Origin of the sequence: Aeromonas rivipollensis (assembly GCF_010974825.1) — a bacterium.
Classification (GTDB): domain Bacteria; phylum Pseudomonadota; class Gammaproteobacteria; order Enterobacterales; family Aeromonadaceae; genus Aeromonas; species Aeromonas rivipollensis.
The window spans coordinates 89,153-103,464 of sequence record NZ_JAAILA010000010.1; the positions used below are offsets into that span (position 1 = coordinate 89,153).

16 protein-coding genes are annotated in these 14,312 nt (G+C 64.4%); 12 read left to right on the plus strand and 4 right to left on the minus strand.

Annotation, left to right across the window (positions count from 1 at the left end; genetic code table 11):
* Positions 1 to 18: 18 nt before the first annotated feature.
* From frdA to frdD, 4 genes are read left to right on the plus strand one after another with little or no spacing between them, the layout of a single operon-like run.
* A complete protein-coding gene (gene frdA / locus G4923_RS07035; protein ID WP_025326131.1) occupies positions 19 to 1,803 on the plus strand; it encodes a fumarate reductase (quinol) flavoprotein subunit in 1,785 nt (594 codons plus the stop codon).
* Positions 1,796 to 2,530: a succinate dehydrogenase/fumarate reductase iron-sulfur subunit gene (locus G4923_RS07040; RefSeq protein ID WP_025326130.1), complete on the plus strand. Its 735-nt coding sequence runs from the start codon at positions 1,796 to 1,798 to the stop codon at positions 2,528 to 2,530. Before frdA ends, G4923_RS07040 begins: the two co-directional genes overlap by 8 nt.
* Positions 2,531 to 2,546: 16 nt before the next feature.
* The gene (locus tag G4923_RS07045) at positions 2,547 to 2,945 is read left to right on the plus strand and encodes a fumarate reductase subunit C (protein ID WP_106887562.1); all 399 of its coding nucleotides are present in this window, start codon (positions 2,547 to 2,549) and stop codon (positions 2,943 to 2,945) included.
* A gap of 11 nt (positions 2,946 to 2,956) precedes the next feature.
* Positions 2,957 to 3,313, plus strand: coding sequence for a fumarate reductase subunit FrdD (gene frdD, locus G4923_RS07050; RefSeq protein ID WP_033130989.1), 357 nt, complete (start codon positions 2,957 to 2,959; stop codon positions 3,311 to 3,313).
* 148 nt (positions 3,314 to 3,461) lie between these two features.
* Here frdD and G4923_RS07055 read toward each other — a convergent pair whose 3' ends face one another.
* The gene (locus tag G4923_RS07055; RefSeq protein WP_163136311.1) at positions 3,462 to 4,160 is read right to left on the minus strand and encodes a DAPG hydrolase family protein; all 699 of its coding nucleotides are present in this window, start codon (positions 4,158 to 4,160) and stop codon (positions 3,462 to 3,464) included.
* A 94-nt stretch (positions 4,161 to 4,254) separates the two neighbouring features.
* Between G4923_RS07055 and G4923_RS07060 the strand changes: the two genes are divergently transcribed.
* On the plus strand, positions 4,255 to 4,896 hold the full coding sequence (locus tag G4923_RS07060; protein ID WP_163136313.1) for a TetR/AcrR family transcriptional regulator: 642 nt from the start codon (positions 4,255 to 4,257) through the stop codon (positions 4,894 to 4,896).
* A 22-nt stretch (positions 4,897 to 4,918) separates the two neighbouring features.
* On the opposite strand, the gene G4923_RS07065 is transcribed toward G4923_RS07060, so the two are convergent.
* Together G4923_RS07065 and G4923_RS07070 are read right to left on the minus strand one after the other, a co-directional pair.
* Positions 4,919 to 6,127 carry a winged helix-turn-helix domain-containing protein gene (locus G4923_RS07065; RefSeq protein ID WP_163136315.1) on the minus strand — a complete coding sequence of 403 codons (1,209 nt, stop codon included), beginning with the start codon at positions 6,125 to 6,127 and terminating at the stop codon, positions 4,919 to 4,921.
* A gap of 74 nt (positions 6,128 to 6,201) precedes the next feature.
* Positions 6,202 to 6,843: a class I SAM-dependent methyltransferase gene (locus G4923_RS07070; protein WP_111910346.1), complete on the minus strand. Its 642-nt coding sequence runs from the start codon at positions 6,841 to 6,843 to the stop codon at positions 6,202 to 6,204.
* A 129-nt stretch (positions 6,844 to 6,972) separates the two neighbouring features.
* Between G4923_RS07070 and G4923_RS07075 the strand changes: the two genes are divergently transcribed.
* From G4923_RS07075 to G4923_RS07105, 7 genes are all read left to right on the plus strand, one after another.
* Complete coding sequence (locus G4923_RS07075; protein WP_106887565.1) at positions 6,973 to 7,638, plus strand: thermostable hemolysin; 666 nt, start codon at positions 6,973 to 6,975, stop codon at positions 7,636 to 7,638.
* A complete protein-coding gene (locus G4923_RS07080) occupies positions 7,635 to 9,140 on the plus strand; it encodes an AMP-dependent synthetase/ligase (protein ID WP_163136317.1) in 1,506 nt (501 codons plus the stop codon). The genes G4923_RS07075 and G4923_RS07080 overlap by 4 nt, the downstream gene beginning before the upstream one ends.
* Positions 9,137 to 9,793: an iron-containing redox enzyme family protein gene (locus G4923_RS07085; protein WP_163136319.1), complete on the plus strand. Its 657-nt coding sequence runs from the start codon at positions 9,137 to 9,139 to the stop codon at positions 9,791 to 9,793. The genes G4923_RS07080 and G4923_RS07085 overlap by 4 nt, the downstream gene beginning before the upstream one ends.
* Positions 9,790 to 10,638, plus strand: a complete 849-nt coding sequence (locus G4923_RS07090) for an SDR family oxidoreductase (RefSeq protein ID WP_163136321.1) — start codon at positions 9,790 to 9,792, stop codon at positions 10,636 to 10,638. The genes G4923_RS07085 and G4923_RS07090 overlap by 4 nt, the downstream gene beginning before the upstream one ends.
* Position 10,639: 1 nt before the next feature.
* Positions 10,640 to 11,287, plus strand: coding sequence for a tetratricopeptide repeat protein (locus G4923_RS07095; protein WP_171275642.1), 648 nt, complete (start codon positions 10,640 to 10,642; stop codon positions 11,285 to 11,287).
* A gap of 81 nt (positions 11,288 to 11,368) precedes the next feature.
* Positions 11,369 to 12,061, plus strand: a complete 693-nt coding sequence (locus G4923_RS07100; protein ID WP_106887569.1) for a response regulator — start codon at positions 11,369 to 11,371, stop codon at positions 12,059 to 12,061.
* Positions 12,058 to 13,500 carry an ATP-binding protein gene (locus tag G4923_RS07105; RefSeq protein ID WP_163136323.1) on the plus strand — a complete coding sequence of 481 codons (1,443 nt, stop codon included), beginning with the start codon at positions 12,058 to 12,060 and terminating at the stop codon, positions 13,498 to 13,500. The genes G4923_RS07100 and G4923_RS07105 overlap by 4 nt, the downstream gene beginning before the upstream one ends.
* A 77-nt stretch (positions 13,501 to 13,577) precedes the next feature.
* On the opposite strand, the gene rloA3 is transcribed toward G4923_RS07105, so the two are convergent.
* Positions 13,578 to 14,078 (minus strand): retropepsin-like aspartic peptidase RloA3, encoded by a 501-nt coding sequence (gene rloA3 / locus G4923_RS07110; RefSeq protein WP_420884897.1) that lies wholly within the window; start codon positions 14,076 to 14,078, stop codon positions 13,578 to 13,580.
* Positions 14,079 to 14,312 lie beyond the last annotated feature (234 nt).

Below are 14,312 nucleotides of genomic sequence, written 5' to 3' on the forward strand. Positions count from 1 at the left end.
ATCCCTAAGGAGGCAGATGTGGATATTATCAAGACCGATGTTGCCATCATCGGTGCCGGTGGCGGTGGCCTGCGTGCCGCAATCGCCATTGCAGAAGCCCACCCGGAGCTGGAAATCGCCCTGATTTCCAAGGTCTATCCGATGCGCAGCCACACAGTGGCCGCCGAAGGTGGCGCCGCAGGCGTCGTCCGTGATGACGACTCCCTCGAAAACCACTTCAACGACACCGTCTCCGGTGGCGACTGGTTGTGTGAGCAGGACGTGGTCGAGTACTTCGTCAACAACGCCACCAACGAGATGATCCAGCTGGAACACTGGGGCTGCCCCTGGAGCCGCAAGCCGGATGGCAAGGCCAACGTCCGCCGCTTCGGCGGGATGAAGATCCCGCGCACCTGGTTCGCCGCAGACAAGTCCGGTTTCCACATTCTGCACACCCTGTTCCAGACCTCCATCAAGTACCCGACCATCAAGCGCTATGACGAGCACTTCTGTCTGGATCTCATCGTGGAAGATGGCCGCGTCCAGGGCGTACTGACCTTCGACATCCAGAACGGCATCACCCGCTTCATCCAGGCCAAGTCAGTGGTGCTGGCCACCGGCGGTGCCGGTCGCGTTTACCGCTACAACACCAACGGTGGCATAGTCACCGGCGACGGCATGGCGCTGGCCTACCGTCACGGCGTGCCCCTGCGTGACATGGAGTTCGTCCAGTATCACCCGACCGGTCTGCCGGGCACCGGCATACTGATGACCGAAGGTTGTCGTGGTGAGGGTGGCATCCTGCTCAACAAGGATGGCTATCGCTACCTGCAAGACTACGGTCTGGGCCCGGAAACCCCGGTCGGCCAGCCGAAGAACAAGCACATGGAGCTGGGTCCCCGTGACCGTCTCTCCCAGGCATTCTGGCAAGAGCAGCAGAAAGGCCGCGTGATCCAGGGCCCCATGGGCGACGTGGTTCACCTCGACCTGCGCCACCTCGGCGAGAAGTACCTGAAAGAGCGTCTGCCCTTCATCTGCGAACTGGCCAAGGCCTACGTGGGTGTGGATCCGGTCAAAGAGCCGATCCCGGTCCGTCCGACTGCCCACTACACCATGGGCGGCATCGAGACTGACGGCAAATGCGCCACCCGCATGCCAGGCCTCTACGCCGCTGGCGAGTGTGCCTCCGTCGGTCTGCACGGCGCCAACCGTCTGGGCTCCAACTCCCTGTCCGAGATAGTGGTCTTCGGCAAGGTGGCCGGTGAGCAGGCAGCCGAATTCGCGGCGACCCAGCAGCACGGCAACACCGAAGCACTGGCCGCCAAGGCCGAGGCGCTCATCAAGCAGCACCTCTCCCTGCTCGACATCGACGGGACCGAAAACCCGGCCGATATCCGCAACGAACTGGGCATGTCCATGGAAGCCGGCGTCGGTATCTACCGTACCGAAGAGCTGATGCAGGGCACCATCGACAAGATCAACGAGCTGAAGGCCCGTTACAAGAAGGTCAAGATCAACGACAAGTCCTCTGTCTTCAACACCGACCTGCTGTACGCCATCGAACTGGGCTACATGCTGGACGTGGCCGAAGCCATGGCCCATTCCGCCATCAACCGCAAAGAGTCTCGTGGTTCCCACCAGCGTCTGGACGGTTACGAAGAGCGGGATGACGTGAACTACCTCAAGCACTCCCTCTCCTTCTACAACCAGGAAGGCGCCCCGACCATCGATTACTCCGATGTGAAGATCACTAAATCCCAACCGGCAAAACGTGTGTACGGTTCCGAGGGTGAGAAACAAGACGAGGCTAAGAAGAATGGCTGAGATGATCGAAATTGAAATCCTGCGCTACCGTCCCGAGCAGGATAACGAGCCCTGGATGCAGACCTTCCAGGTGCCTTACCTGAAAGAGATGTCCCTGCTGGACGCCCTGCAATACATCAAGGATCAGCTCGACTCCACCCTGAGCTTCCGCTGGTCCTGCCGGATGGCGATCTGCGGCTCCTGCGGCATGATGGTCAACGGCATTCCGAAGCTGGGTTGCAAGACCTTCCTGCGGGATTACCTGCCGGGCAAGATGACCATAGAGCCCCTCAACAACTTCCCGATCGAACGCGACCTGGTGGTCGACATGTCCGATTTCATCGAGAAGCTGGAGAGCATCAAGCCCTACATCATCCCGTCCGAGCCGCGCAACCTGTGCGACGGCGAGTACACCCAGACCCCGGCTGACATGGCGAAGTATCACCAGTTCTCCATGTGCATCAACTGTGGCCTCTGCTACGCCGCCTGCCCGCAGTACGGCATCAACAAGAAGTTCACCGGTCCCGCGGCCCTGGCGCTGGCTTATCGCTACAACGCCGACAACCGCGACAGCGCGTCCAAGGAGCGGATGAAGATCATCAGCCAGGACGAAGGCGTCTGGGGCTGTACCTTCGTGGGTTACTGCTCTGACGTGTGCCCGAAAGGCGTAGACCCGGCCGCAGCCATCCAGCTTGGCAAGGTCGAGAGCGCCAAGGACTACATGATCGCCATGTTCAAGCCGGATTGAGACCAGGAGTGAGACCATGAACAACACCCAAAGCAAACGTAAGCCCTACGTGCGCGAGATGAAGAAAGACTGGTGGCTGAAGAATGCCTTCTACACCGGTTACATGATCCGCGAAGGCACCAGCATCTTCGTCTCCATCTATGCCGTGGTGCTGATGTGGGGTCTGCTGCGTCTGGTGCAGGGTCAGGAGGCGTTCAACGGCTGGCTGGAATCCCTGCAGAGCCCGGTTGCCATCCTGTTCCACGTCATCGCGCTGGCAGCCTGCCTGTTCCACGCCAAGACCTGGTTTGCCCTGGCCCCCAAGGCCATGCGCATCTTCCGTGGCGAAGACCTGGTGCCGGAGAAGCCGATCGTCATCGCTCAATATGTGGCGCTGGCGGCGGTATCCCTGCTGATCCTGATCATCGTGGCTTGAGGAGATTAATGATGAGACGTTCTGACGAACCCATTTACTGGGGACTCTTTGGTGCCGGTGGCATGGTGGTTGCCATGCTGCTGCCGGTGATTGTCCTCATTACCGGTCTGCTGGTGCCCATGGGCATCATGGACGTGGAGACCATGAGCTTTGAGCGCGTGCACGCCTTCGCCAGCTCCTGGTGGGGTGCCTGCATACTGCTGGTCATCATAGCCCTGCCGATCTGGCACGGCATGCACCGCATCTACCACGGCCTGCATGACCTTGGGATCCACACCACCAAGCTGCACCACTATGTGTTCTATGGCTTCGCCTTCCTGGTGTCCGCCATCACAGTCGGTCTGCTGATGGTGCTGGTACTCCAGTAATCACAGCGTGACTGATTGACCAAACCGGGCCCTGCGCCCGGTTTTTTATTACTCCTCCGATGGCTAAAGCGCCACTCCGATGGCCGGTCTTGCCCCTTTCATGGGACCAGACACCCCACGTTTGTTGGCACCAACCATGAGCGCTTCTTCACCAGAGTCGCGGCGCGGGTTCACGGCCGTTCTCAGCGTAATAGAGCGACGGCAGGAACTGCGCCAGATAGCTGAACTCGCTGTAGCAGTGGCGCATCAGGTTGAAGCCAATCTCGTCCGGCACCTCATCATGAGGATTGACGCAGGCCTTGCCCAAGAGGAAACGGCTGCGCAGCACACAGCCATAAGGGGTATCCCGCGCCAGGTGCAGCATCTCGCCATCCAGTGGCGCGCCGTTGTCATCCAGCGCCACCTGATCGCCAAAGCCGATGCGGGCGCAAATGGCGGCGGACAGTGCCTGCGTCTCCCGTGCCTCGTGCAGCGATTGCGGGGCGAACACCTCTTCGGCGCCGTGAAACTTGAGGCGGGCCGCCACCGGCGGCAGCTCGGCAAGCCACTCCACCGCATCTATGCTGGCCCCCACATAGCGCTCTCCTTTTTTCCAGTGATGGTCCCAGCCACGGTGCTCGACGTGATCGTGCGGGTGCCACCACTTGATGTGCTGGGTCGTCTCGAAAAACGTGAACCACCAGTCCAGCATGCGCCCCTTGCACCCGTGCAGATCGGTGCGGATGGCGACCGTCAGCAGGCCGTCGGTGCTGCGGGTCAGACCCATTTCAAGGCGAAGCGGCTGCGGCCTGAGCAACTCATTGATGTCATTGACGCCCCAGGGGGCAAGCAAAGCGGAAGGATTCATGATGTGACTCCGATAAATTTAGGAAACGAAGTTCGTTTCCTAAATTACGCTATGCCTGTATGCTGGGTCTGTCAATGCTTTCCAGGAGCCAACCATGTCGAACCAAACCGATGAAGAAACTCGCTCACGGGGCCGGCCGGCCACCCCGGAATCCGATCTGCGCGCCGCCCTGGCCGAGGCGACGCTGACCTTGTTGCTCAAGGGGGGGTACGGCGCCGCGACAGTGGATGCGGTAGCCAAACAGGCGGGGGTCGCCAAGAAGACACTGTACCGCTTCGCCGCCAACCGCGACGAGCTGGTGGCGCAGGCAGTGCGCAGCTGGACCGATGCCTTCCAGCCTGCATTCGAGCAGGATGCCGATAGCCCCGACGCCCTGGGGGAGATGCTGGAGCTAGGATTGCAGGCCATTGCAGGCCAGGTGCTGAGCGCACCGGCGGTCGGCATGTTCCGGCTGCTGCAGCATGAATTTGTGGGGCGCGATGCCCTGCTGGCGACCTATCAGGAGAACGGCATAGCGCGCGGCAGGGCGACGCTGGCGGACTGGTTGCAGCGCCAGCAACGGCTAGGCTGGCTGCGCGAGCTGGATGTCGCCCAAACCAGCGACCTGCTGCTGGCGATGACAATGGCGGAGCCGCTGCGCCAAATGGCGCTCGGCTTGCTGGCGCCGGGCAGCGACATTCGCGAGCGCATCGCCGCGGCCGTTGCCCTGGTGCTGCCCGGCTTGGTACGAGGGTAGGCGTCCTTCGTCAGCGGGCAGCCTACTGCCATTGTGCCAGCAGGGGAGCGGGGATGTTGCCATAGCGAAGGGTCGGGGTCTGGTGCCAGTCGGCCAGTTTTTGCAGTGCCCTGGCCAGATCCTGCGCCAGGATACGGGTCACCCTGACCCCATCCTCCAGATAGAGGCTCTTGACCTCGAACACCCCCTCCTTGCGATGAGCCTTGGCATCCATCCTGCCCACCAGTTGGCCCCGGCGCAGCAGGGGCAACACGAAGTAGCCGTACTGGCGCTTGGGGGCCGGGGTGTAGCACTCGATGCGATAATCAAAGCCAAAGAGTTCGCTGGCCCGCTTGCGATCCCACACCAGGGGATCGAAGGGCGAGAGCACGGCTGTGTGGGTCGCCTTGAGACTGCCGGCCTGGGCCCGGGCCAGCTCATCGGAGAGCGATGCGTGCACGAAGGCGCCGTGCTGCCAGCCCTCCACCCGCACCGGCAACAGCTCCCCCTCGTCCGCCAGCTGATGGAGCAGGGCGTCGTATTTGCCGCGCCGCAGGCGGTAGTAATCCGCCACCCAGCCGGTCTTGACCAGCCCCAGCGCCCGGCAGCTGGCCCGCACCATGTCTCGTTGGGCGAGCTCAGGGCTCGGCAGATCCCGCTCGTCGTTCCACTCGGGCATGACCCGTTCGGCGAGATCGTAGACCCGCTGGAAGTTGCGCCGCTCTCGCACCATCAGGCGCCCTGCGGTGAACAGCACCTCCAGGTGGCGCTTCTCGGGCTTCCAGTCCCACCAGCCGTTGCCCTTGCCCTCCTTGCGTTCAAAGTCGGCGGCCCGCACCGGGCCATCCCGGCGAATGCGCTCGACTATCTGCTCTATCTCGCCGCCGTGGGTCTTGAGCCACTGGGCGGAGAACTTCCAGCCCATGGCGGCGGGATCCAGCATGCGATGGCGCAGCAGCCGGTAATCCTCGCGAGGGACGAAGCAGGCCTCGTGGGCCCAGTATTCGAAGAGATCACCCTCGGCCAGCAACTGCTCCAGCCAGCGCGGATCGTAGTGGCCGAGCCGGCTGAACAGCACCAGATAGGGGCTGCGGGCCACCACAGAGATGGTGTCTATCTGCAGCAGCGCCATGCGTCTTATGCAGGCCAGCAGATCGGAGGGAGAAGCCTTGGCGCGGCGCGGGGTCAGCAGCCCCTGGGCTGCGAGTTGCAGGTGGCGGGCGTCTTGCAATGACAAATGGGGGATCGACATGAAGATAAGGGCATCCATTCCTGGGTGTCAGGCCACCAGCATGCCCAAGCCGCCGCCAAATGAAAACGCCCCGTTCAGGGTTTGGTGAACACGGCCACATCCGCATGGGGAAACTCGACCTGCGCCTGCCAGCGGGCCGCCAGGGCGCGAAACGACGCCTCGGCGAAGAAGACGATATGGGTCGGATCGTGGCGGTAGCGCCACGTCTTGAAGCGCTCGTCACCCAGCACCCGCTGGGTCTGCAGCACCAGGACGCCGCCGGGGTTGAGGCAGGCCCAGAGGCCGTCCAGCACGGCGCGGGGGGCGGCCAGGTGCTCTATCACCTCGGTGCTGGTGATGAAATCGTAGCGACGGGTGAGCAGCTCAGGCTCGTCGGCGTAGAACTTGTCGTAACCCGCCATCTCGAAGCCCGCCTCCCGTCCCATGGCGATCAGCGCGGGGCCGGGGCCGCAGCCGAAATCGAGGCCGCTGGCAGGAGGGCTCACCCGGGAGAGCACCTCGCCGAAGGCCCGCATCAGGAAGCCGCGGTAGCGGGGATCGTCCACCTGGTTGTCGTGCCCGTCATAGACCGCCTTCTCGGCCTGATCGTCCAGGTGATCCGCCTCATCCAGCCAGACCAGCTCGCACGCCAGGCAACGGTGATAACGCTTGCCCGCCACCGGCAGGGGGTAGCTGTGGCGAGCCGAGCAGAGGGGGCAGCTGGCGCTTGATGACATGACGGATCCTCCGGGTGACAGCCGCGCAGATTGCCTGCCCGCTGCCTTGCTGACAACTTTTTTTACTCCTTAAGGGTTTCTTAAGTTTGCCCTTTTACTCTCAAGCCATCCCAAGAGAAGGAGCCAACCATGACCATAGAGATCCAAGCCCCCTACAGATTGCTGCTGGCACAGTCCCCGCAGCAGGTCATGGCGCTGCAAGCCTATATCCAGGCCGCCTACACCCTCGAATTCAACGCCCGCATTCCCCATTTCCTGCCCTGCCTGCTCGGGCTCTACCGGGCCGATGGGGTGCTGGTCGGCGCCTGTGGCCTCAACCACGCCAGCACGGGGGAGCGTGAGCAGCCCCTCTATCTGGAGCAGTATCTGGAGCAGCCCATCGAGGCCGCCATCGAAACCCGCCTCGGGGTACGTCCGGCCCGCAGCCGCATCATCGAAGTGGGCAACCTCGCCTGCAGCGAGCCGGGCAATGCCCGCCTGATGTTTGCCGCCCTGTGCCGGTTGCTGTGTGACAACGCCCTCGACTACGTGGTGTTCACCGGCACCGCCAAGCTGCGCAACAGCTTTGCCCGGCTGCGCCTCAACCCGGTGGAGCTGGCCCCTGCCCAGGCCCATCAGGTGGGGGAAGACGCCAGTGCCTGGGGGGAATACTACCGCTGCCAGCCCAAGGTGATGGCCGGGGACATCAACCAGGGGCGCGAGGTGCTCGCCCAGAGCAGCCTGCTGCTCAACCTGCTGGGGCCCATGCCCATGCTTTTTAACCATGCCGGCCATGACAAGAGGTGCGCCCAATGAGCCTGTTCGACGCCATCGCCCGCCACGCCAGCCTGACGCCGCAACGACCGGCACTGCAAGGCAGCCAGGGAGAGCTGGATTACCAGACCCTGTGGCAGCAGATCCAGCGCCTGGCCGACCGCTTGCAACAAGCCGGCATTCGCCGCCTGGCCCTGCAGCTCGACAACGGTCTGCCCTGGGCGCTGATCGATCTGGCCTGCACCCGGGCCGGGATAGTGGTCATTCCCGTGCCCCACTTCTTCAGCTCGGCCCAGCAGGCGTGGCTGCTGGAGAGCAGCGGGGCCGATGCCCTGGTGGGCCCCGAGCATGAGGGCTGGCAGGCCGCCGCCCCCCTCATCCTGATGACGGGGGCCGCCGATGAACAGGCGCTGCCCCTGTGGCGGCGCACCCCTGTCGCCCCCCCGGCCCTGCCCCTGGGCACCGCCAAGATCACCTATACCTCGGGCACCACGGGCCAGCCCAAGGGGGTCTGCCTGTCCCTTGCCCAGATGACGGCGGTCTGCGAGTCCCTGGCCCTGCGGGTCGCGCCGGCCGGGGTCGAACAGCACCTGACCCTGCTGCCCCTGGCCACCCTGCTGGAGAATCTTACCGGTCTGTACGTGCCGCTGCTCACCGGCGCCTGCAGCCGCATCCCCTCCCTCGGCGAGCTCGGCTTCACCGGCTCCAGCACCCTCAACCCGGCCGTGCTGGGCCAGGCCCTGGCACGCTGGCCCAGCCACAGCCTGGTGCTGGTGCCCGAACTGTTGCGCCTGCTGCTGGCGCTGTGCGCCAACACCCAGGCCCTGGCCGAACGGCTCAAGGGGCTGCGCTTCGTCGCCGTCGGTGGCGGCAAGGTCGCCCCTGATCTCATCCGCCATGCCCGCGCCCTGGGGCTCCCTGTCTATGAGGGCTATGGCCTGTCGGAATGCGGCTCTGTCGTGGCGCTCAACGGCCCTGACGCCGACCTGATGGGCAGCGTCGGCCGCCCCCTGCCCCACTGCCAGGTCACCCTGGCCGCCGATGGCGAAGTCATGGTGAGCGGCAGCGCCATGCTCGGCTATCTGGGGGAAAAGAGCACCGCAGGCGAGCCTGCTGACCTGCAGATCGCCACCGGGGATCTGGGTCACCTGGACGCAGAGGGCTACCTGCACATCACGGGGCGCAAGAAGAACGTCCAGATCACCGCCTTTGGCCGCAACTTTTCGCCGGAATGGGTGGAAGCTCAGGCCCAGCTCTGCCCGGCCATCGCCCGCATAGTGATCTTCGGTGACGGCCAGCCCGCCAACGTCGCCCTGATCCAGCCGCTGCCGGGCAGCCAGTCCCAATTACCCGAGCAGATTGCCCGGCTCAACCAGCAACTGCCCGATTACGCCCGCATCCACCACTGGCTGCCGGTGGCGCTGGATCAGCACCCCGGCCTGCTGACGGCCAACGGCCGCCCCCGTCGCAACGAGATTTATCACCACTTTTCCCGGCAGATCGACCAATGCCTGACCCAAGGCCTCACAGGAGAGACCTCATGAGCTTCTACCAGACCCTGCAACACGCCACCGCCTCCGAGCGCGAGCACCTGTTCAATGCCCCCATCATCGAGGCCTGCCGCCGCGGCGACATCAGCCGGGAGACCTACCTCGCCTTCCTGGCAGAGGCTTACTACCACGTGCGCCACACTGTGCCGCTCCTGATGGCCACCGGCGGCAAGCTGGGACAGGAGTATGAGTGGGTGCGCGGCGCCATCCGGGAGTACATAGACGAAGAGTACGGTCATCAGGAGTGGATCCTGAACGACATCCGCGCCTGCGGCGGTGACGCCGAGGCGGTGCGCCACGGCAAGCCGGGTCTGCCCATAGAGCTGATGGTGGCCTTCCTCTACGACCAGATCCAGCGCGGCAACCCCATGGGCTTCTTCGGCATGGTGCAGGTGCTGGAAGGCACCAGCGTCGCCATCGCCCTGACGGTGGCGGACCAGCTCAAGAGCGGTCTGGGCCTGCCGCCCCAGGCGATGAGCTACCTGAGCTCCCACGGCGCCCTGGATCAGGAGCACCTCAAGTTCTTCGAGTCCCTGATGAACCGGGTGGAAGACCCGGCGGATCAGGCCGCCATCATTCATTCGGCCAAGGTGGTCTACCGCCTCTATGGCGACATGCTCCATCAGCTCACGGGATCCTGCCAATGAAGCTTGAAGGTAAACGCATACTGCTCACCGGCGCCAGCGGCGGCATAGGGGAAGCCCTGGCCATGGAGCTGGCGGCCCAGGGGGCGCACCTGCTGCTGCACGGACGCCGGGCCAGCACCCTGGAGCGCCTGCGCAAAGAGCTGCCTCATTCAGAGCGCCATCAGACGGTGACCGCCGATCTGGGCTCGCCCCTGGAGCGGGCCAGGCTGTTGCAGCACCCGGCGCTGGAGCAGGGGCTGGATGTGCTCATCAACAGCGCGGGCTGCAACCAGTTTGCCTGGCTGGAAGACCAGAGCGGCGAGCAGGTGACGCGCCAGCTGCTGCTCAACATAGAGGCGCCCATCCAGCTCACCCGCGCCCTGCTGCCCCGGCTGCGCAAGCCCGCCGTCATCATGAACATAGGCTCCAGCCTAGGGGCCATCGGCTATGCCGGTTACAGCGTCTATTGCGCCAGCAAGTTCGCCCTGCGGGGCTTTAGCGAGTCTCTGGGGCGAGAGCTGGAGGGCACCGGCATCAAGGTGCTGCACTTTGCCCCCCGCGCCACCCGCACTCACCTCAACTCCCAGGCGGCCTACGCCATGAACGCCGAGCTCGGCACCCGGACCGACAGCCCCCAGGACGTGGCCGAGGAGGCCGTCATCGCCCTGTGCAACGAGACGCGCCGCAGCTGGCTCGGCTGGCCGGAGAAGCTGTTCGTGCGGCTCAATGCCCTGCTGCCCGCCCTGGTCGACAAGGCGCTGGCCAGACAACTGCCCATCATAGAACGCCATGCCCGCCACCCTGTCCCCCTGGCCACAGATCACGGGGACAACCCCGCCTGTGCCACACACGAGAAGGAACATTGAGATGAAACACGCCACTTTCCGCCCCCGATTTGGTCACAGTCTCCTGCTGCTCGCCCTAGGAGGCACGTTGACAAGCAGCCTGGTTCAGGCCGCCGATGCCCTGCCCACCATTCAGCAGCAGTGGGCCCACTGTCAGTATCAAGAGACCGGCAAGGCCAAGGAGAGCTGTCTGGAGACTCTGAGCGCCCAGGCGGAGCAGGCCAGTGCCAAGGAGGCCTTTCGCACCGATCTGCTGATCTGGTCCGCCATCGTCAAGAGCACCTGGGCCGGCGCCAAGGGCGGACTCGGGGCCCTCAGCCTGGTGAAGGAGGCCAAGGCCAAGCTGGAGATCGCCATCAAGCAGGATCCCAAGGCGCTGGAGGGCTCCGCCTATACCAGCCTGGGCTCCCTCTACTACCAGGTGCCGGGCTGGCCGGTCGGCTTCGGGGATGACGACAAGGCCGAGCAGTTGCTCAAGCAGGCGCTCGCCATCAACCCCACCGGCATAGATCCCAACTTCTTCTACGGCGACTTCCTGCTGGATCAGGGGGACAAGGCCCAGGCGAAGATCTATCTGGACAAGGCCCTGGCCGCCCCGGCCAGACCGGGCCGCGAGACGGCTGACGAAGGACGCAGGACGGAAATCCGCGAACGTCTCGCCAAGCTATAAACACAAGCAGATCAGTGCGCTATTTAAACTCTGCCCACCAACTTGCATACTGGTGGGCAGCGTCATTTGAGGGAGAGAACAATGCGAGTCCTGTTGGTAGAAGATGACATCATGCTGGGGGATGGCATGGTGGATGCCCTGCGCAGCAGCGGTTACACAGTGGACTGGCTGCAGCAGGGGTTGCCCGCCCTGTCGGCGCTCAAGAGCGAGGAGTTCGCCGCCCTCATCCTGGATCTCAATCTGCCGGACATCGACGGCATCAGCCTGCTGCGCAAGCTGCGCCGGGAGGGGCAGACGCTGCCGGTGCTCATCCTCACCGCCCGGGATGCCCTGGACGATCGGGTGCTGGGGCTGGATGCGGGCTCCGATGACTACATGGTCAAGCCCTTCGCCCTGCAGGAGCTCAACGCCCGCCTGCGCGCCCTGGTGCGCCGCAGCAAGGGCCAGGCCCAGGCGGTGCTGGAGTATGGCGACATCCTCATCTACCCCGAATCCCAGCAGGTCACCTATCAGGGAGAGGCGGTCAAGCTGACCCCCCACGAGTACAAGCTGCTGCAGGAGCTCATCAGCCAGAGCGGCCGGGTGCTGAGCCGCGATCAGCTGCAGCAGAGCCTCTATGGCTGGGACGAGGGGGCAGAGAGCAATGCGGTGGAGGTGCACATTCACCACCTGCGCAAGAAGTTCTTCCCCGAGCTCATCCGCAACATCCGCGGCGTCGGCTACATAGTGCCGCAGCCAGATACCCCGGGCAGCAGAGGGATGCCCGCCCGATGAGTCGCGTCCGCTCCATTCGCCGCTTCCTGCTGTCCGGCATCCTGGCCCTGGTCAGCCTCAGCCTGGCCGTCAGCGGCCTCATCGGCTACCTGGAAGCCAACCACGAGATGGAAGAGCTGTTCGATGCCCGTCTCGCCCAGTCCGCCCGCATCACCAACCAGCTGCTCAGCCGTTATCTGAAGCAGCGCGGCGAACTGCCCAGCAACGGGGCCGTCTACCAGGAGTGGGAGCAGGCCGTGCCCGACGACCCCCATCAGGAGAAGCGCAGCTTCAGCCAGCTGGGGCGGGACAACGAGTTCACCCCCTACGGCCACGAGTTCGAGCACAACCTCTACTTCCAGCTGCTCAACGAGCAAGGCACCATACTGCTGCGCTCGCCCAATGCGCCGGAGCAGCCCCTGACCACCCTGGAGCGCGGCTTCAACAGCGAGACCAAGGATCACCACGAGTGGCGCACCTTCACCCTCTACAACGAGGATGAGCAGACCTGGCTCATAGTCGCGGAGCGGGATGACGAGCGAGGAGAGCTGGCCAGCAAGATGGCCACCCTGACCATGCTGCCGCTATTCATCACCCTGCCCTTCCTGCTCGGCCTGCTGTGGTGGCTGGTCACCCGGGGGCTGGCTCCACTGAATCAACTCACCCAGGCCATCGGCGAGCGCCATCCCGCCAACCTGAGCCCGCTCAACCTGGCCATCAAGGCCGAGGAGCTGACGCCCCTGGTGTCGGAGATTAACCGCCTGATGCACACCCTGGCGGACACCATAGAGCGGGAGAAGCAGTTCACCAACGAGGCCGCCCACGAACTGCGCACCCCGCTGGCGGTGCTGCGCATCCACAGTGAAAATGCCCTGGCCGCCGAGGATGACGCCAGCCGCGAGCAGGCCCTGCGCAAGATGCTGCTGGCCCTCGATCGCAGCGACCGGCTGATCCGCCAGCTGCTGACCCAGGCCCGCATCGACAACCAGCAGGCCCCGGCGCTCGGCAAGCTGGATCTGAGCCTGCTGTTGCAGGGCACCCTGGCTACCCTGGCCCCCATAGCCCTGAGGAAGGATCTGCAGCTCTCCCTGGAGGGAGACGAGCATCTGCAGGTGATGGGGCAGGCCATGTTGCTGGATCTGATGTTTGGCAACCTCATCGACAACGCGCTGCGCTACACCCAGGTGGGCGGCGAGGTCGCCGTGGTGATCACCCAGGAGGGCAACAGGGTCAGGGTGGATGTGCGGGACAACGGCCCCGGCATCCCCACCGCCGCCCTGTCGCGCCTGTGCGAGCGCTTCTTCCGGGTCAATCCCCAGCAGGGGGACGGGGTGGGCCTTGGCATGGCCATAGTGCAGCGCATAGTGCAGCTGCACGGCGCGGATCTCGACATCCACAACAGGCCAGAGGGGGGCCTTGAGGTGAGCGTGCTGCTGCCCGCCCCGCCCCGCCCGGCATAGGCGGTGCAAGCCTCAGGGTAAAAAAAGCGCGGGGGCCCAAGCCCCCGCGCACCATTTGTGATCCCAAAGAGGCCTTCCTAGCCACAGCTCGGCTGCACAGTGAAGGTGCGGGAAGAGTCCACCGGCCCCAGCTCCGCCAGCAGGCGACGACCGAGCAGCACGGGATAGATCATGTCGCTGCGATCCCGCAGGGTGAACCACTCCTTGTAGAGCTTGTCACCGACACAGACAGACATGGTCACAGTGGGACGCTCCTCCATGCCACCGGCGCCGCGCACCGTCACGCTGCGCTCCACCGGGCGCTCCAGGGTCTGGCGCACCTCCTTGTCGGTGTTGGCATCGGTCAGCACCAGGGTGAAGCGCACCCAGGGCTTGCCGTCACGCTTGAAGTGGTGCAGCTCTCGCGCATCGAGCGAGGACGTGAGGGCGCCTGTATCCAGCTTCATCTTGACCGCCACCCCACCCGGCATGAGCACGCCCTTCTCTATCCAGCCATAGACGGTGGGGGCGGCCCAGGCGCCCGATGAGAGGCAGAGGCTGACCAGCAACAACCAGCCTGCTTTGTGTGATACGGACAATGTGTTCTCCTCGTCGAAGCGGGCCCACGCTGGCCCTCTGCGCCAGAGTGGGCAGCACACAGGCCCCTGTCAACTGGCAAAAGGGGCGCAGGGGCCCAGACCCCGATCTTCTGGCGTTCACGGCATGGGGGACCCGACAGCAGTTGACCGTGATGCAAGGGGCAAAAAGAGGGAAGAGAGGGGCCGTGGCGAGGTGCTGGATGAAGCTGGTGGCCAACCTCAGGTTGTGACGCC

Coding starts and splice junctions, on each gene's coding strand:
- G4923_RS07085 (WP_163136319.1), top strand. CDS start 9,137: ATGAGCTTCTACCAGACCCTGCAACACGCCACCGCCTCCGAGCGCGAG.
- G4923_RS07075 (WP_106887565.1), top strand. CDS start 6,973: ATGACCATAGAGATCCAAGCCCCCTACAGATTGCTGCTGGCACAGTCC.
- G4923_RS07080 (WP_163136317.1), top strand. CDS start 7,635: ATGAGCCTGTTCGACGCCATCGCCCGCCACGCCAGCCTGACGCCGCAA.
- G4923_RS07055 (WP_163136311.1), bottom strand. CDS start 4,160: ATGAATCCTTCCGCTTTGCTTGCCCCCTGGGGCGTCAATGACATCAAT.
- G4923_RS07065 (WP_163136315.1), bottom strand. CDS start 6,127: ATGTCGATCCCCCATTTGTCATTGCAAGACGCCCGCCACCTGCAACTC.
- G4923_RS07040 (WP_025326130.1), top strand. CDS start 1,796: ATGGCTGAGATGATCGAAATTGAAATCCTGCGCTACCGTCCCGAGCAG.
- G4923_RS07105 (WP_163136323.1), top strand. CDS start 12,058: ATGAGTCGCGTCCGCTCCATTCGCCGCTTCCTGCTGTCCGGCATCCTG.
- G4923_RS07060 (WP_163136313.1), top strand. CDS start 4,255: ATGTCGAACCAAACCGATGAAGAAACTCGCTCACGGGGCCGGCCGGCC.
- frdD (WP_033130989.1), top strand. CDS start 2,957: ATGAGACGTTCTGACGAACCCATTTACTGGGGACTCTTTGGTGCCGGT.
- G4923_RS07100 (WP_106887569.1), top strand. CDS start 11,369: ATGCGAGTCCTGTTGGTAGAAGATGACATCATGCTGGGGGATGGCATG.
- G4923_RS07095 (WP_171275642.1), top strand. CDS start 10,640: ATGAAACACGCCACTTTCCGCCCCCGATTTGGTCACAGTCTCCTGCTG.
- G4923_RS07070 (WP_111910346.1), bottom strand. CDS start 6,843: ATGTCATCAAGCGCCAGCTGCCCCCTCTGCTCGGCTCGCCACAGCTAC.
- G4923_RS07045 (WP_106887562.1), top strand. CDS start 2,547: ATGAACAACACCCAAAGCAAACGTAAGCCCTACGTGCGCGAGATGAAG.
- G4923_RS07090 (WP_163136321.1), top strand. CDS start 9,790: ATGAAGCTTGAAGGTAAACGCATACTGCTCACCGGCGCCAGCGGCGGC.